We start from the raw sequence: 16,510 nt of genomic DNA on the forward strand, positions 1-16,510 counted from the left end.
GGCCATAGAGCCAAGTTCACCACTTTCGATCTCTCCGATTATGGTAAGTTTCTCTGATGCGGAATATTTAACTTTAGACATGAAAATGCTCCCCTCATAGCAACAGGTTTTTTATTATTTCACCTGTCTACTATTTGGGGAGCATATCATAATATCGGCAGCCTCGTCTTGTTGATTCTTACGCTATAGTATTGTTCGATTGTAGAACCAATGATTACATAAGCTTTTACGACTTTTATTGGTGTTGAATATGCAATAAAGCGCCTGTTAAAGTAACGTTATTTTGTCAGAACCAGTGGCAAACGATTGACCCCGAACATCATCCAGCTGTCCAACCGCTCTAGCGTGTGCGAACGATCTCTTGCGTAGTCAGGAAACCTGCTAAGAAGTGTTTGAATGGCGATCTTGCTCTCCAAGCGGGCAAGCTGAGAGCCCAAGCAGAAGTGAATGCCATGTCCCAATGCCAGATGCGGATTCTGTTTGCGATGGATTTCGAATTTTTCTGGAGTATCAAATTGGGCTCCGTCATGATTGGCCGACCCGATCCAGAGGTTGACCATTTGTCCGGGCGAAAGCGTTTGGCCGCGCAGAACAGTCGTCTTTTTAACGATTCGAATCATCGTTTGAACAGGAGAGCAATAGCGAAGCACCTCTTCGATGGCTTGCGGAATCATGGAAGGTTCCTCGATGAGACTTTTCCTTGCCTCTCTGTCGCTATCTAGGCACAGTAAGGCTGACGTTATAAGATTGGTAGTCGTTTCATTCCCCGCCACCAGCAGCAGAATGCAGAATCCGATGATCTCCAAGTCACTTAATTGCTCGCCTTCGACCTTTGCATGAACGAGATTGCTGATGAGATCATCCTGCGGGTCAAGCCGTCTTCGATTCATGATGTCGGAGAAATAGTCGCTCATTTCCTTCTGGCATTGAAAATAACGTTCGCCGTCATTCCCAACTAGCGAATCCGACCATTCCTTGAACCGGTCGCGATCCACGGACGGAATGCCCAGCATTTCGACGATGACGATGATCGGCAGAGGGCTCGCATAATCGAGAAGGGCATCCATCTCCCCCGTCTCTTCTGCTTGATCACACAATTGCTGCGCAATCGATTCAATTTTCGGTGCGAGCGCTTCGATAGCCCGAGGCGTGAACGCTTGCGAAACGAGCATACGCAGCTGTCGGTGTTTAGGTGGATCTTGTCTAAGAATGCTTGAGTTGATCGGCTCCATGGCGCTTTCCGTCCCTTTTGAAGAATAATGCTCATGATCGGCAAATATCTTCTTTACATCTTCGTACTTGTACACGTCCCAAGTATTTTTCTCCGAATTGAACACGACAGGGGAAGAGTTTCGCATTTCTTTAAACCAAGACAAAGGTATCAGTTCGCTGTCAGTTTTCCAATTCATACGTCGCATCGCCGCTTTCCGCTTAGAATGAAATCAGTTCAACATACCATCTGGCTTGCCGCCGGGGGTCAAAAACAACCCGGTCGTAATAATCTGATAAAGAAAATGTTCAAGATCGTCGCGGTTTATACTACTGCCATAGGTTAGAAAATAATCGCAGGAACTGTTGAGCAATCCGACAATTCCCGCAGCAGCCAAGCTGCAATTGACATTGATCATTACCCCCTCTTCCCGGCTTCCTTCCAGCACCTCTGCAATAAAACGAATATAGCCGAGCTTCAGTTTATTCAATTCCTCTAGTACTTCCTGATCAATTCCGTTCGATAATTCGTTGAACACGATATGTGCGAATCCGCTGGAATCCAGAAACAAGTCGAGATTGTGCCGGATGATTCGCCTGATTTGTTCTTCCAACGAAAGATCAGTTCGCAGCTCATTCCGTATTCGATCGGTAATGACCTGCAGTCCATCCATTACGATCGTCTTAAACAGCTGTGCTTTTCCTGGAAAATGATAATACAGCGTCCCTTTGGCAACCTTTGCTCTAAGTGCGATATCGTCCATACTAGCTCGGTGGTATCCATTCTCCGAGAAAACGTCTATCGCTGCTGACATGATTTTCGTTTTGCTCAATGCGAAATGACTCTCCTTTCCGTAATGTACTGACTAGTCAGTACAATTAATATATTTATGGTAACACTCGGTAAAATGATTGTCAATCATGATTGTTTTTTCGTTATTCGGTACAAATTCTTGACATAGCACATTGCTAAGTATATGTACCGAAAAAACAAAAAAACCACGATATACGTGGTTTTTAATAGCTTGTCTCCTATTTATGCATACTCAAGAGCTTCGTTCAGATTTATATTTTTTCAAGCTTTTCAAAAACACCATCAACCCATTCTTTGTCATCCCAGAGTTTTGAATCATGAAGTTTTCTAACAGCGGGATGTCCAGTTACAATCGTGTCTACACCGTCTTTGTTTCCAAAGTACAAATCAACGATTTTTAATATTTTATTTTCTGTTTGAACTAACATCTTAAAGCTCATACCAGATCCTTGGTTCGAAAAAGGTAAATTTACGTAGTAGAGATTTTCATCAAGTTGCTTGAATTCTGCTTCCGCAAATTTATTTTCCAGACCGAAAATAACACTAAACTCTCCCTTTAATTCTTTTCTTTGTTCTAGCTCTAGCATTTTATTTGTGTATTTTAGAAGATTATCGTTAGATATGTAATTTCTAAATGTGACTGCTTTTTGTTCTGCAATAGCACCGGTATACAAATTCACAAAAGCTTTTCCAAATGTGACAACGGTTTCTTGATCGTCATCACTAATTTGATCCCTTTTAATTGAAAATTGCAGATTGGCTAGGTCACTTAATATTTCCGCTGCTGATTTCTCTGGTAGTTCCAAAGAAGCTTCTTCACTTGATGGTATATTATTTGAGTCAGTAATTTGTCCTAATGAATCTTTCCCCTTTATTACAGGATTTGCTAGCAATCCAATTCCAACTGCTATCATAAGGACAATTGAGAAAAAAAGTAACCAAAACCTCGGTTTTCTGTAATTCAACACGTTTTTAATCCTCCCTTTGACATTCCCCTCACCAAAAGCAAGCGGACTCCCATTCAAAATATGTCTTTCGGTAGCTAACGATAATAATGATGAACATACAGATGAACCAAAGATATGATCCAATCTGTATGTAAATCTGCAATGGATTCACACTTTCCCCATTCAGAGCAGTCAGTGCTGGAAATGTCCCGCCTACAAATGAATCGACCACTTCTATCCCACTATTAATTTGCGGACTTTGCTGAAGCATGCTATCTTGAGGAATTGGATTCCTATCCCCATTCCTTGGCAGCAGACTAAATACACTTTCAAATATTTGATTCTAAGTGGAGGACTCTCCGTTTGTCAAGGCGGGCCGTAATTCAAACTAGGAATAGCTTCTCCTATTATTTCTTGTGCTTCAGCTTTCTTTTAATGTGAACACCGATCAAACCGATAATTATAAAGCATCCTCCCGTCACTATCATGCCGAGAAAATTAGTCAAAATTAAATCAGGATCGGGACCATTTCCTACTGGACCAATTTTAGGTTTATAAGCATCAAAATAATAAAAAACAGCCATTAATGTCATTAGGGTACCTACTGTTATATTAAATACTGATATCCATAGTTTATATTTATCTGGTTGTGTTATGAGAAAATAAATATTTTGGATGATTACGAAAGCCAAGAATATCCCTTTGTAGATCACCTTTATATCACCTTTCCTCAAAATGTAATCGTACCTAATAAAACCTTTTATTGGTCACTATTGTTCGACTGTCCTGCTCTGTTAGCTTAACGGGCTACCGTAAAGTTGTATATAAACCTCAATGAATCCGACCCATCCGATATCCAGATGAGGGTGTTTTACATACTATACTACCTATCCTGATCCTTTATCACCTGCTCAATCCCCTTCAGAATCAGCTTCATGCCGAATTCAAACGCTCCGTCGGTCCCTATCAGATTAAATAGCCCATTTTTGTACATCCCTCGAAACACTCCCGCATCTGTCTCGCTCATGGCGTCCAGAAGACTTGTTATCTCTCCATCACGAAGCTCTCCCTGCTCCTCAAGCATAGTGGATAATATGCGCTGATGCTGATAATTGTCCAGAACGAAGTAGAAGACATAGTTCACCAGCGTAAGAACGGCTTGTAATTTTTGCTCTTGCTCAAGTGGCGTCGATTCCATGCAGAGCAGCATTCGGTTAGTGAACCGGATCATGTCTGGTTCGTGGGGCAGCGTCAACATCATGAGCTGCGTGGAGCAGGGATATCGGCTGAGCACACTCCGTACGGTTACCGCAAATTCCGCTAGCTGCTCCCTCCAATCCCCCTCAGAGTGAAACTCCTCCAAAATGATCTTCGATACATGGTTGGCCAGGCGCTGGTAGAGATTCTGCTTGCTCTTGAAATACCAGTACAGAGAGGGAGCCTGTATGCCCATACGATCGGCCAAGCGTCTCATGCTGAATTTCTCAATGCCTTCCTCTCCAAGAAGCTCCCACGAGGTTTCCAAAATTTTATCCTCCGAAATCTGAGGCTGCTTTTTTTTCATCGGTATCCGTCCTTTTATCTAACAGTGTAAGTTTATACTTTACAGGTTCATAGGTTCATGATATCATCTAACACTGTAAGATACAAACTAACACCGTTAGATTGATGGTCAAAATAAATAAAGAAAGTAGTGATTCACATGGATACAGAAAACCTCCATTATTTTGAAAAAGCACCCGTCTCAAAAGCTGTAGCTCACTTCGCTGTACCGATGATGTTAGGCATGTCAATGAGTGTTATATACTCCATCTTGAATGCCTATTTCCTTGGTACACTCCACAATACTGCCATGTTGACTGCACTCGCACTCACCTTGCCTTTATTCGCGGCGATTATGGCACTAGGCAACTTGATTGGCATCGGTAGCGGAGCCTTCATCTCTCGGTTGCTGGGTGAGAAAAAATATGATGATGTTAAGCATGTATCTTCATTTGCCTTTTACAGTAGTTTAGTTCTCGGTCTTATCGTGATGGCCGTTAGTCTCCCGTTGATTGATCCAATCGTTCATGGCCTAGGGGCAACGCCTGACTCCTTCGGATTTACAAAGGACTATGTCACGATAATGCTTATTGGTTCACCAATCGTCGTATTGTTCTTCACGCTGGAGAATATTGTGCGCTCGGAGGGGTCAGCTACCACGTCGATGATCGGTATGATTATCAGTGTTGTCGTAAATATTATTCTAGATGCGCTAGTCATCTTCGTTTTCCATTGGGATGTAATCGGCGTTGCGTCTGCTACAGTCATTTCTAATTTGGTTGCGAGTATGTACTACGCCTTTCGTATAAGATATAAAAGCCAATTTTTGACCATTTCTATAAAATGGTTTAAGGCTAACAAGGACATTCTAAGCAATGTATTCAAAATCGGAGTTCCCGTATTTGTTATGAGTATCATCATGGGAGCAATGTCGCTCATCTTTAACCATTTTCTTGTTGAATATGGGGAGCAAGCTATAGCGGGGTTCGGAATTTCATCGCGATTGCTGCAATTTCCAGAGTTTATTCTGATGGGATTATGTGAGGGAGTTGTGCCGATGATTGCTTTCTCTTTTACAGCGAATAAATTACGCATGAAGCATACCATTACATTCACAATTAAAGTGGTTCTTGCGTTAGCAGTCGTGTTCGGAGTTATCGTCTATCTGATTTCCGACCATTTAATTGGTTTATTTACGAATGACCCGCAATTAATTGAAATGGGCAGCTACATTCTGCATGTGACGTTCTTATCCTTGTTCATTACAGGAATGACCTCGTTGTTTACGGGAATCTTCCAAGCAACAGCGCAAGGAACCGCCGCGTTTATTATGTCAATTATTCAAGGAATTACTCTGATTCCTGTGTTGTTTATAGCTAATCGCTTGAATGGCTTTCATGGGGTGGTCTGGTCGCTTGTCATAGCGGATGCCGTCGCGTTCCTTGTTGGAGCGATCATGCTGTATGTCCTACGGAACAAATTGCAGCCGGATTTGGAAAGTTTAGTGCACTAGTAACGAATAAGACGTATGAGGCAGGATGAGGGCATTCTCTGATCTTGCCTTTCTTCGGATCAAACCGTTTTCCACCGTGAACTAGATTAGCTCCATGTTCTTATGCTCGAATTGCTTTACTAGTTCATCTGTCGAGAATAACTGATACAAAGACGGTTAAAACTTGTTTTCAATCCTGCATAAAGTTAAAAGAACATCATCATTAAAAAAGAATAAACCCAGAACCGATACAGTACTGGGTCGCATTTCTTCATTTAAAACCGCTTTTTATAAACCCTCATCGCAAAGAAGTAGGCTACAAACAAGATCCCAACGCACCATGCAAGCGCAATCCATAATTCATTGCCCACCGGTTGGTTTGAGAGCAACGCGCGAATGGCTTCAACGATCGAGGTTACCGGTTGGTTTTCAGCAAAGGCACGAACGACCGAAGGCATCGATTCAGTCGGCACAAATGCCGAGCTAATAAACGGAAGGAAGATGATCGGGTAGGAAAAAGCGCTTGCCCCATCCACCGATTTTGCCAATAATCCTGCAATGGCAGCGACCCAGGTTAATGCCAGCGTAAACAGCATGAGTATGCCAGCTACTGCTAGCCAGTCTAGTATCCCGGCCGAAGAACGAAAACCCATAATCAACGCTACGAGAATGATAACGACAACCGAGATAGCATTGGATACTAGTGAGGTCAACACATGCCCCCATAGTAAGGTGGAACGCGAAATTGGCATGGAATGAAACCGCTCGAAAATACCTCGCTGCACATCGGTAAACAGACGAAATGCCGTGTAGGATATCCCGCTAGCAATCGCAATGAGCAGTATTCCGGGCAATAGATAATTAACGTAGTTATCTGTACCGGTTTGAATTGCACCACCAAACACATAGACGAACAACAGCATCATCGCAATCGGAGTGATACAGACCGTGACGATGGTGTCCATACTACGGGAAATATGGCGCATGGAACGTCCGAGCATAACGCCCAAATCGTTAAAAAAATGTTTTTTTACCGTCTCCATTTATGCTCCCTCCTTCTTGCCAATAATGGAGAGGAATATCTCTTCCAATGTCGGCTGCTTCTCAATATACTCCACTTTCGTTGATGGAAACATCTTTTTTAGCTCCAAAAGCGTGCCGCTGGCGATGATTTTACCCTTGTGCAGAATCGCAATTCGGTCAGCGAGCTGTTCCGCCTCTTCCAAATACTGCGTAGTTAGGAATACCGTAGTGCCGCTGTCTGCAAGCTCCTTCACGATCTTCCAAACCTCGATGCGTGCCTCGGGATCAAGGCCAGTGGTCGGTTCGTCGAGGAAAATAACCTGCGGTTTCCCTACAAAGCTCAATGCGATGTCGAGCCTGCGGCGCATCCCACCCGAATAAGTAGATACCCTGCGGTTGGCGGCGTCTGTCAGGCCAAAGCGTTTAAGCAAGTCATCCGCAACTTGCCGCGGATTACTCAGGTATCGCAGTTTGGCAATCATGATTAGATTTTCCCGTCCGGTCATTAGTTCGTCTACAGCGGCAAATTGTCCGGTTAAACTAATCGCCTGCCTCACATGATCAGGTTTGGACGCTACATCAAATCCCTCAACGACGGCGGTTCCACTGTCTTGTTTGAGCAGCGTAGTCAGGATTTTGACAACCGTCGTTTTACCTGCCCCGTTTGAACCGAGCAGTGCAAAAATACTGCCCTTTTCCACCTCGAAATCTACTCCCTTAAGGACGGCAAGCTCTTTGTAAGACTTTTGCAGACCTATAACTTGAATTGACTTATTATTCATACTTTTTCCCCTCCTTATCGAACTGTAACTTTAGACAATTCGGCTCCCATACCTTTAAGCGCAGCATAGGTCAGCTTATCCATGACTGCTTCGTCAAAGCAGATGGTTTTGATGGAGCGGTAATACTTATTAGTCAAGGAAAAAAATGCTTGAAAAGAAACATTCTTGAGTGTAGCACCCTTAAACGAAACTTCATTTATAGCAGACTTGTCAAACTTAACGCCGATAAAGGTTTGCCCGTCAAGACACAGCCCACTCAGGTCACAATATTTGAAGTCCACGCCGTCAAAGATACAACCTTCAAAAATTGTTTTTTTAAGGTCGATCTTGTTTAGCGTGACGTCGGTCAGTTTTACGCCTGTGAATTTTGCTCCTTCCATCCCCGAAATGCTGAAGTTGGTGCGTACAAGGATCGATTTATTGAAGCTCGCATTGGAAAGATCATTGACAGATAGGGTACAGTCGGTCAGATTTGCGCCGTTAAAATTGGCTTCACGGATGTCGCTGCTCTTAAAGGTGCTTCCGGTCAAGTCTGCACCTGCAAAGTCAGAGCCGTGTAATGCACTCGATGTGAAATTTCCTTTATGCGCAATAACACCTGCAAAGTCACTCTTTGGCAAATTGCTCGCGCTAAAGTTTGTCAGTACTTGCCTCTCCAGCGAGCGGGAGAGATTGGCGACTTCCAGTATCGTTTCCTCGATGTCGCCAATGCTCTCAATGGTCTTATTAAACGCTGTTTCATCGTCTTTGCCCTCGGCTTTAAGTTCACGGTACCTCTCCTGTAAATCGGAGAGCAGGTCGGCTTTTAATTCGGTGACGCTTTTCACCCCATCGTATGGCGTAAAAACGTCGTTCAAATAATTCGTCAATTTCTGATTCATCACATCAAACCTCCTATAGTAAGTTTTCAAGCACGCGTTTTGCATACTCCCAGTTGCTATTGTTGCGGGCATATGTTTCCTTGCCCTTCTCGGTAATTCTAAAATATTTGCGCCGTCCGCCCTGTGATTCATCGCCCCAATACCACTCGATATCACCGTCTGTCTCAAGACGTCTGACACTGGAATACATGGTCGCTTCTTTTAGTTCATACTCACCGCCCGAGCGCTCCGCGATCAATTTGACAATTTCGTATCCATAGCGATCATCTTCGGATAATAGTCGCAATATCATCGTATCGGTATGTCCGCGCAGCAGGTCGGATGTAATTTTGTTCTCACTCATTTAATCACCCCGCTACTGTATAATACGACATACTACTATGACTGTCAAGGTACTATTTTAATCAAATTACTTTCTCTGTGGTTACGGAAGCCTAGCCCTATCGATTTTAGTTGTAAAATGAAAAATGAACCCAAGGTTCCCCTTGGGTTCACGCGATTAGTTACCATGTGTGTCTTTGCTGCTTGGCATGTGACATGATATCCCCCACAACTTAACTGTAAGAAAGTACCTTATTTCAATTCATTCTCATTCAAGCCGGTGGAATACTTTGAGGATTGTTGAACACATTATTTGGATCATACTTAGCTTTTACTCTACGCAGCCTAGGAAAGTTTTTACCATAATAAACAGGACCAGAACATTTGATACCTTGGTCTGGTACATTGATATAGGAACCTACGATATATGGCTGCAGCTTATGCCTTGTGTTCCGTGCTAAGGCAATATTTTTAGCGGCATGAGATGGCTTAACCCATGAGCTGTTCCATTCGACATAAAATTTGGCTTTACGCCAGTAGAATGCTGTGGCTTTAGGTGCGATACGGCTTATGGCACCACCCCAGTTAAGGAAGAAGAAGCCGGCCGGAGTCCCTCCCTCAGCGTTTTCTAGAAACTCGCGCATAACTTTATAGGCTTTATCTGGAAAAGGACGTCTGCCGAAGCCGCTGGAAAACTGGTTGCTGAACTTTTGTGTAAGCACTGGATCAGGAGCTAACAAAAACTTTGTAGCTTCAAGATATGGTAACAATCGGATGGTTTTTTTTGTAGGCGTCCCCACGCTTAGAATAGGCTCTAATTGACGCAGGGCTTCCGTTTTAGATCCAAGAAACAGACCGATCATGCTAACATTTCCACCCTTTTTGGGTCCAACATTTAATTCGCTGCCCAATCTGGTACTGGCATTAGGAGCCCAGACTTGCCATTTCTTTACGACTTTTTCGAACTGCTCCCATGGCCACGTTACGCTGAAGACGGTAGCTTTGGCTGGAGCACGCAGTACTTTGAATTTGTATTTTGTGTATACGCCAAAGTTACCGCCTCCTCCACCGCGGGAAGCCCATAGGAGATCGGAATTGCGTTTTTTATTTGCCCGGATTACTCTTCCCTTAGCGTCAACCATTTCTATTCCGATGAGATTGTCGCTAATGAGGCCAGTCGTTCTTTGGAGCGGACCAATCCCTCCGCCAAGTGTAATTCCACCGATTCCAACCGAAGGACTATCACCAAACGGTGCGATAAAACCTTGTCTTGCCAATTTGTCTACGACTCTTCCTACCCGATTGCCTGACTCAACCACAACAGTTCTGCACTTTTTATTCAACTTGATTTTCTTCATCTCGCTAACATCGATGACAATGCCTCCGTTAACTTGAGAAAGGTTGGTCTCCAAGGCGTGCCGTCCACTTCTCGGGCGAATAGGAACATTATTTTTGCGAGCCCATCTTATAGCGTTTGCAACATCCAGTGTTCTTTGGGCAAAAACAAAAACTTTTGGAAATCTGTCGGTATGAGGATCCCAATTCTTACGAGCCGCTTCATAACCAGGGTTTCCCTTGAAAATCACTCGCCCCGTAAGTTTTGTTATTGATTTCATGTATCCAACTCCTTTATCCATTTCTCCCGCAATTTAGACAGTTGCCATGTATCGTATGAAGGGTTTAACCAGTTGGTATGGACTACTGCTGATAAAGTATATATAAAGAAGATCTCGAATGATCATGGTTTTCATTATTTGTCTTTACAAGTGCATGAATGTTGAACTGATATTTGTATTCCAAACTAAAAACAGTGACAGTCATGGACCAGTAAATAATGTCCTAGACTGCCACTGTTTCAATGCACTAATGACTACTTTTTCGTACTCGGTGGAGTTCTATTTCCTTTAAGTTATGTTTTAGATAGTGTTGAAAAATATATGATAATGTTTACGGTGTTTTCTTGCACTTTATAATTAGAAAATGGATTGGAGGTGCATTTTTCGTGTTCTTATTTGGCTCGTCAATTTCTAAAATCTCTACCAGTCCATATTTTTCAAAATCTTGTTTTATGGAATCAGCATCATAAAAATACATTTTTACGCCCTCCATTATCTCGAAATAGTCTTTAGCCAATTGTTTGCCCTTTCCGAACATTGGGGCTTTTTGTGAAACCGTTGTAAAAACCAAATATCCATTTGGCTTTAACTGATCATAACAATCTTGAATAAATTTTTCTCTCTCTCGATTATCCAATAAGTGAATAAGCGCATGACTGAATATACCATCATAGAGCTTGTTATCAAAGGGCATATCCGTTACTGAACCATGAAAAATACTTATATCAAGCCCGTTTTCCTTCGCCAAATCAATCGCTGTATTTGAAATTTCTATACCTGTTACCTTTATTCCATTGTCAATAAAAACCTTTGCATTTCTGCCATAACCAATACCTGGAATCAGTATGTCCTTAACATTCTTTTCAAGGAAAAAGTCCTTTGTTACGATTGCGGAGTCTGTAGGTTCAAATCCCCACATCGTTTGTTTTTCTATAAAACTTGATTCCCAAAATTCCGTCATATCTCTATCTCCTTTATGTCTTAAATTAAATGTTATCTTGTTAGCCATTACAATATTTCGATATACCCTTCAGTTCCATGCACCCGTATTCGTTGTCCATCTTTTATTAATGTGGTAGCATTCTCTACCCCAACTACTGCTGGTAAGCCATACTCACGCGCGATAACTGCCCCATGAGTCATCAGCCCACCAACTTCGGTAACTAGACCTTTAATGGATACAAACAATGGTGTCCAGCCAGGGTCAGTAAAGGAAGTGACTAAAATATCTCCATCTTCTAAGTCAGCATCCTCCATACTTAAGATAACACGTGCTCGTCCCTCGATTACTCCAGAAGAAACAGGCAGACCTGCAATAGCCTCGGTTGGGAGATTTTCCCGTTCATACTTCCCTGCAATGATTTCGCCATCAGATGTAATAACTCGTGGGGGAGTCAGTTTTTCATATCGTTTATATTCGTCTTTTCGATTGTTGATGATCTGGTAATCCAGTATATTTGTGGCTACGACATCGCGAAATTCTTCAAAAGTAAGATAGTATACATCATCTTTTTCATGAATAATGCCCGCTTGTACGAGCTGTTCGGCTTCTTTCAATAAAGCTTGCTTATATACGAAGTATCGACTAATCATGCCGTATTTTGGATATTCACGATATCCGCTGAAATTTTGGATTAAGCTGATCATTTGTTTGGTCTCTGCGGCTTTTTGATTACCATCCGGTAATTGTTTTAATCGGTCTAATAACTCTTGTTCTTTTTCCAAAGCTTCCTGTCGCCCTTGTTCGAATTTTCGCTTGCCGGCATTAGGCTCAAAGTTTTTGATGTTGCCTAGAATCATCGGGACAAGTGTAATTGGTTTTTCACTCCAACGAGTTTTTGTCATATCGATTTCACCGGCACATCGCATCCCATATTTGTCGAGATAAGCATAGATAGCGTCTTGGGTTTCTTTCCCACCATTTAGCTTAACTAGATCATCCAAAAAGTTATCTTCTCTTACATATTGTAAATAATCAATTACTTCTGGATAAGGACGAATCACATCAGCGACATCCAATAGTGCCAGACCCATTGTCGAAGTAATATTGTTTGGTACAGATTGCGAAAGCGTATCTGCTGCATTTTTTTCACCTAACCACTTGTTCATTTTTTCATTAATCCATGATGAAGCATCCATCCCAGTCATAATTACAGCAGAACTTTGTGGGTTAAATAGAGTTTTCTTTAATTGCTGGATATCTTCTAAAATATAATCAAACAAATCTGATCCTGATTTCGTTTGGATGTTTTGTTTTAACTCTTCTATCGATGTTTGACTACTTTTAATTAAATCAGAAACGATTGTCGGGTTATTTTCGATTTGTGCTTGAATATCGGAAAACGTCTTACCTTTACTGCTTTTAATGGGACTAGGTACTTGTTTAACATCAGGAGTTGATTTTATAAAATCTTCTCGCTCTACGATAGTCATAAGCGCGTCTTTTATGAGGGGATCGGATTTTCCCAAGGCATCTATTACAATACTGCTACTGACAGGGGAAGCCAGGCTATGTGTGATATCAACAAACAATCTTCCACCAGCTGTTCGCATGGTTGCAGGGGTCGTTAACAGGTAGAAAGACAGTCCCAATGGTTTTATGGGGTCGGTCATCATTTGTTGATGACCAACAGAAACATAGACGTGATTTTCTTTATCATTCGCTTCAGGGATCGGGTATAAGGTTGTAATTGGACGACTCTGTACAATATAAAATGTATCATCAACTAAACACCATTCGATATCTTGTGGACAACCAAAATAAGCTTCGATCTGTCTTCCGATGAGCGCCAATCGTAAAATTTGTTGTTCAGTAAGTGTTTGTGTCTTCTGTAGTTCAGGATCGATTTGCTTTGTCTCTGTTCCTCCTTCTTTTAATCCATAGATAGCCACTTTTTTGGTTGCTATCCTTTTGTTGACGATTTCCCCTCCCTGTACGATATAACAATCGGCAGAAACTAGGCCAGAAACCAACGCTTCTCCAAGTCCAAAGCTGGCATCGATGGAGAGCAGCTTTCGGTTAGAACTGATCGGATCGGCGGTAAATAAAATGCCCGAAGCCTGTGGGAAAACCATCCTTTGAACGATAACGGATAAATAAACTTGACTGTGGTCAAATCCATTTTGCATACGGTAGATTACCGCGCGATCCGTAAATAGAGATGCAAAACATTTACTGATATGCTGAATGATTGCTTCTTTGCCGATGATATTTAAATAGGTGTCATGTTGACCAGCAAAAGAAGCATGTGGTAAATCTTCAGCAGTCGCACTAGAACGTACGGCATAAGCATGTTCATCACCAAATTGTGAGAGATAGTGTGTATTTGCTTTCACAACTTCAGAAGGAATTTCTACCTCCATAATGATTTGTCGAATCTTTCTGCTAATTTCACCAATCTGGTCTCGATCTACTGCTTTTAACGTTGTCAGTTGATTCAACAATGCATAGTACGTTTCGTTATGTTCGAAGGCTCTTTGATAAACCTCAGTTGTAACGCAAAATCCTTCTGGTACTTGAATTTCTTCGATTTTTGATAATTCCCCTAAATTCAACCCTTTTCCTCCAACGAGTGAAAATTGCGTTTTTTCCATTTCCTGAAAACCGAGAACTAAAGAACGCATTCAATATCTCTCCTATCCAATAAATTGAGAAAAAGATTTGACAAGAGCTTACCAGCATGATAAAATAAAATTGTAAGATGTAACATTTATGTTCAAAATTATTTCCGAAGACGTGAAACGATTATATCATCGTGTTTGTTTATATGCAAATGTTTAGAACCTGATAAAATTATCCAGGTTCTTTTTTGATTTCCCTCTAACATTATCGCATTAAAAAGCAGAGCTCGTGCCGGGCTCCGTTACTTCATATCACCTTCGGGTCCTATTAGGATATGAATTGTTCTCTTCCACTCTATCGCCCCAATAATAAAATAGTTACTGTAAAATTACCGATGATAGCCCTCTTAAAGTTAAACTCCGTTAACAGGCAGTCTACAAACAACCAAATGTATTTGCTTCCTACGATGGGATCACAATCGTTCTATGTTATGGAAAAAGCCTACCATCTCAGAAAAGGCCTTTTGTGCGGATTGTTCATTGTATTTATGAGAATACGGGTCACTGAAGCCGTGTTGTCCGCTAAATTTATGGATTTCATTCGCATCGTTTTTGCTTAAAATCGAAATTAATTCATCTACATGAAACGACAATTCTTCTTGTGGGAAAAATAATATCATTGGACATTTAGGTAATAATTCCGTGTAGTTTCTAATGCGTGAACCATAGTATGCTGCTATCCCATCAACCTCTGCTTCCTCTGAACATAACCAAGCAGTTGTTGCTCCTACGCTAAATCCGGCAAGAAAAACTTTTTTATAATTAGCCCTCTTGTCGGATACGAGATGCTTAATTTGGTTCGAAGCCTTAATAAAGCCTACATTTTCTACGAAATGACGATATGCAGTTTCCTCTTTTGCATAGTCAAAAGGTACTTCTTGTTCCAAAAGATTTGGACAAATAACATCAAAATTGTGATCCGCTAGTGATTGACAAATATGTTGCATATGACGGTTAATGCCATAGATTTCATGAATGACTATGATTAAAGTTTCAGAACCGTTAATTATGCTCATCATTATTTCAGCCGCCTTTGTTAAGTGTTTTTGTTTGGAGTGTCAACATGTTGTTGAAGCTTCGAATAGTCATAAATATCAACGATAGCACCATGTTCAAAATGCTCTGTAAACAAAAACGCTATTATTTGTTGTGCGGTTTCTTCTGGTGTCGTCAGCATGCCGGCATCTTTGGCCTTTCCGAATAGCTGTGCAGACGGGAAAGCTGCTTGGTCTTGAGTTCTTGCTTCTTTTTGCAAATTCGTATCAATCATTCCTGGCCAGATAGAAATAATACCGACAGGTGTTTGGGTGTGGCTTTGTTCAAGACCGACACATTGAGTGAATACGTCCAAGCCTGCTTTGGATGCCGAATAAAGACTCATGCCAGGGTGGTGATGTTTGGCTGAGGAGGATGATATATTTAAAATGCGCTTTTTGCCTAAAAAGGTTTTCGTATGCTTCATAAATGTAGAAGTCAGTAAAATAGGTGCGAGCAGATTAACATGAATGTTTCCTGTTATTTCGTTAACAGCAGCCGAATCAATAAATGCAACAGGAGCGATCATAGAAGCATTGTTTATGAGATAAACACCAGTGGCTTTAGACAGATCAATTTCTGAAAAAATTCGGTTCATTAACGCCTCGATTTGATCAATGTCGTGTAAATCAAATTCTAAATAGGTTATGTTCTTGCTTTTGTTTGTTAACGAATGATTTCTTTCGCGTGAAATACAAAATAAATAGTGCTCTGATGAGATAAGTTGCTCTGCAATAGCTTGTCCAATTCCTCTTGATGTGCCGGTTATTATAAAATAGTCCATAAATATGCGCCTCCAATTTTAAAGTTTTGAATTAGGAATTCAAAGATACTTTTTAATCAACTTCATCTAAATTAATATTTAATTCTATGGTCTTCCTTTCACCATTAATCGAAAATATGGTTTCAGTGTAAAGAATTTGTTCTTCAGGTGTAATATTAATCATTTTGTCCTTATCGAAACTGTATACTTCATTCTTAGCTAATGACTTTGAGATACCAACAAAACTATAAATAATATCTGGGCGATTAGATCGCTCTCCGACGACTGCTCCAGTCAAAGGGTCGCCATGGATGATCCCAATGAAATTATCGCCTGTATTCACCAATTCGGTATGAATTTTAATTTTTGATGCTTCTTCTCTTTCCACTTTGACTCGAACTGTAAGGGAATCGGACGAAACCTCCTTAATTATTGAATTGTCCTCTTTGCTTTGACATCCCATT

Annotated in this window: 16 protein-coding genes; 1 reads left to right on the forward strand and 15 read right to left on the reverse strand. The window is 41.4% G+C overall.

The window, feature by feature from the left end; translation table 11 throughout:
• Positions 1-278: 278 nt before the first annotated feature.
• The 5 genes from AC1DOV_RS03945 to AC1DOV_RS03965 all read right to left on the reverse strand — a co-directional run bounded on the left by AC1DOV_RS03945 (position 279) and on the right by AC1DOV_RS03965 (position 4,534).
• A complete protein-coding gene (locus tag AC1DOV_RS03945) occupies positions 279-1,409 on the reverse strand; it encodes a cytochrome P450 (RefSeq protein WP_477549224.1) in 1,131 nt (376 codons plus the stop codon).
• Between the two features lie 33 nt (positions 1,410-1,442).
• Positions 1,443-2,042: a TetR/AcrR family transcriptional regulator gene (locus tag AC1DOV_RS03950; RefSeq protein WP_477549225.1), complete on the reverse strand. Its 600-nt coding sequence runs from the start codon at positions 2,040-2,042 to the stop codon at positions 1,443-1,445.
• Positions 2,043-2,274: 232 nt separating this feature from the next.
• Complete coding sequence (locus AC1DOV_RS03955; RefSeq protein ID WP_477549226.1) at positions 2,275-2,991, reverse strand: hypothetical protein; 717 nt, start codon at positions 2,989-2,991, stop codon at positions 2,275-2,277.
• A gap of 386 nt (positions 2,992-3,377) precedes the next feature.
• Positions 3,378-3,563, reverse strand: a complete 186-nt coding sequence (locus AC1DOV_RS03960) for a hypothetical protein (protein WP_441883152.1) — start codon at positions 3,561-3,563, stop codon at positions 3,378-3,380.
• A gap of 290 nt (positions 3,564-3,853) precedes the next feature.
• Positions 3,854-4,534, reverse strand: coding sequence for a TetR/AcrR family transcriptional regulator (locus AC1DOV_RS03965; protein ID WP_477549227.1), 681 nt, complete (start codon positions 4,532-4,534; stop codon positions 3,854-3,856).
• 138 nt (positions 4,535-4,672) lie between these two features.
• On the opposite strand from AC1DOV_RS03965, the gene AC1DOV_RS03970 reads away from it, so the two are divergent.
• The gene (locus AC1DOV_RS03970; RefSeq protein ID WP_477549228.1) at positions 4,673-6,025 is read left to right on the forward strand and encodes an MATE family efflux transporter; all 1,353 of its coding nucleotides are present in this window, start codon (positions 4,673-4,675) and stop codon (positions 6,023-6,025) included.
• A gap of 254 nt (positions 6,026-6,279) precedes the next feature.
• Here AC1DOV_RS03970 and AC1DOV_RS03975 read toward each other — a convergent pair whose 3' ends face one another.
• The 10 genes from AC1DOV_RS03975 to AC1DOV_RS04020 form a co-directional block, all read right to left on the reverse strand.
• Complete coding sequence (locus tag AC1DOV_RS03975) at positions 6,280-7,047, reverse strand: ABC transporter permease (protein ID WP_441883158.1); 768 nt, start codon at positions 7,045-7,047, stop codon at positions 6,280-6,282.
• Positions 7,048-7,809 carry an ABC transporter ATP-binding protein gene (locus AC1DOV_RS03980; RefSeq protein WP_477549229.1) on the reverse strand — a complete coding sequence of 254 codons (762 nt, stop codon included), beginning with the start codon at positions 7,807-7,809 and terminating at the stop codon, positions 7,048-7,050.
• A 14-nt stretch (positions 7,810-7,823) separates the two neighbouring features.
• A complete protein-coding gene (locus tag AC1DOV_RS03985; protein ID WP_441883162.1) occupies positions 7,824-8,690 on the reverse strand; it encodes a pentapeptide repeat-containing protein in 867 nt (288 codons plus the stop codon).
• Between the two features lie 13 nt (positions 8,691-8,703).
• Positions 8,704-9,033 (reverse strand): PadR family transcriptional regulator, encoded by a 330-nt coding sequence (locus tag AC1DOV_RS03990; protein ID WP_339209247.1) that lies wholly within the window; start codon positions 9,031-9,033, stop codon positions 8,704-8,706.
• Between the two features lie 250 nt (positions 9,034-9,283).
• A complete protein-coding gene (locus AC1DOV_RS03995; protein WP_477549230.1) occupies positions 9,284-10,627 on the reverse strand; it encodes an FAD-binding oxidoreductase in 1,344 nt (447 codons plus the stop codon).
• Positions 10,628-10,958: 331 nt separating this feature from the next.
• Entirely contained in the window at positions 10,959-11,588 is a 630-nt protein-coding gene (locus AC1DOV_RS04000) for a class I SAM-dependent methyltransferase (RefSeq protein WP_477549231.1), read from the reverse strand.
• A gap of 47 nt (positions 11,589-11,635) precedes the next feature.
• The gene (gene ppsA, locus AC1DOV_RS04005; RefSeq protein WP_477549232.1) at positions 11,636-14,251 is read right to left on the reverse strand and encodes a phosphoenolpyruvate synthase; all 2,616 of its coding nucleotides are present in this window, start codon (positions 14,249-14,251) and stop codon (positions 11,636-11,638) included.
• Between the two features lie 410 nt (positions 14,252-14,661).
• Positions 14,662-15,267: a dienelactone hydrolase family protein gene (locus AC1DOV_RS04010; RefSeq protein WP_477549233.1), complete on the reverse strand. Its 606-nt coding sequence runs from the start codon at positions 15,265-15,267 to the stop codon at positions 14,662-14,664.
• A 17-nt stretch (positions 15,268-15,284) separates the two neighbouring features.
• Positions 15,285-16,067: a (S)-benzoin forming benzil reductase gene (locus AC1DOV_RS04015; RefSeq protein WP_477549234.1), complete on the reverse strand. Its 783-nt coding sequence runs from the start codon at positions 16,065-16,067 to the stop codon at positions 15,285-15,287.
• A gap of 52 nt (positions 16,068-16,119) precedes the next feature.
• The gene (locus AC1DOV_RS04020; RefSeq protein WP_477549235.1) at positions 16,120-16,434 is read right to left on the reverse strand and encodes a hypothetical protein; all 315 of its coding nucleotides are present in this window, start codon (positions 16,432-16,434) and stop codon (positions 16,120-16,122) included.
• Positions 16,435-16,510 lie beyond the last annotated feature (76 nt).

It is taken from the genome of Paenibacillus sp. 01T47 (genome assembly GCF_056398245.1).

Excerpts from the sequence above, each read along its gene's own strand:
- AC1DOV_RS03945 (WP_477549224.1), bottom strand. The coding sequence starts at position 1,409 with ATGAATTGGAAAACTGACAGCGAACTGATACCTTTGTCTTGGTTTAAA.
- AC1DOV_RS03960 (WP_441883152.1), bottom strand. The coding sequence starts at position 3,563 with ATGACATTAATGGCTGTTTTTTATTATTTTGATGCTTATAAACCTAAA.
- AC1DOV_RS03965 (WP_477549227.1), bottom strand. The coding sequence starts at position 4,534 with ATGAAAAAAAAGCAGCCTCAGATTTCGGAGGATAAAATTTTGGAAACC.
- AC1DOV_RS03970 (WP_477549228.1), top strand. The coding sequence starts at position 4,673 with ATGGATACAGAAAACCTCCATTATTTTGAAAAAGCACCCGTCTCAAAA.
- AC1DOV_RS03975 (WP_441883158.1), bottom strand. The coding sequence starts at position 7,047 with ATGGAGACGGTAAAAAAACATTTTTTTAACGATTTGGGCGTTATGCTC.
- AC1DOV_RS03980 (WP_477549229.1), bottom strand. The coding sequence starts at position 7,809 with ATGAATAATAAGTCAATTCAAGTTATAGGTCTGCAAAAGTCTTACAAA.
- AC1DOV_RS03985 (WP_441883162.1), bottom strand. The coding sequence starts at position 8,690 with ATGAATCAGAAATTGACGAATTATTTGAACGACGTTTTTACGCCATAC.
- AC1DOV_RS03990 (WP_339209247.1), bottom strand. The coding sequence starts at position 9,033 with ATGAGTGAGAACAAAATTACATCCGACCTGCTGCGCGGACATACCGAT.
- AC1DOV_RS03995 (WP_477549230.1), bottom strand. The coding sequence starts at position 10,627 with ATGAAATCAATAACAAAACTTACGGGGCGAGTGATTTTCAAGGGAAAC.
- AC1DOV_RS04000 (WP_477549231.1), bottom strand. The coding sequence starts at position 11,588 with ATGACGGAATTTTGGGAATCAAGTTTTATAGAAAAACAAACGATGTGG.
- ppsA (WP_477549232.1), bottom strand. The coding sequence starts at position 14,251 with ATGCGTTCTTTAGTTCTCGGTTTTCAGGAAATGGAAAAAACGCAATTT.
- AC1DOV_RS04010 (WP_477549233.1), bottom strand. The coding sequence starts at position 15,267 with ATGATGAGCATAATTAACGGTTCTGAAACTTTAATCATAGTCATTCAT.
- AC1DOV_RS04015 (WP_477549234.1), bottom strand. The coding sequence starts at position 16,067 with ATGGACTATTTTATAATAACCGGCACATCAAGAGGAATTGGACAAGCT.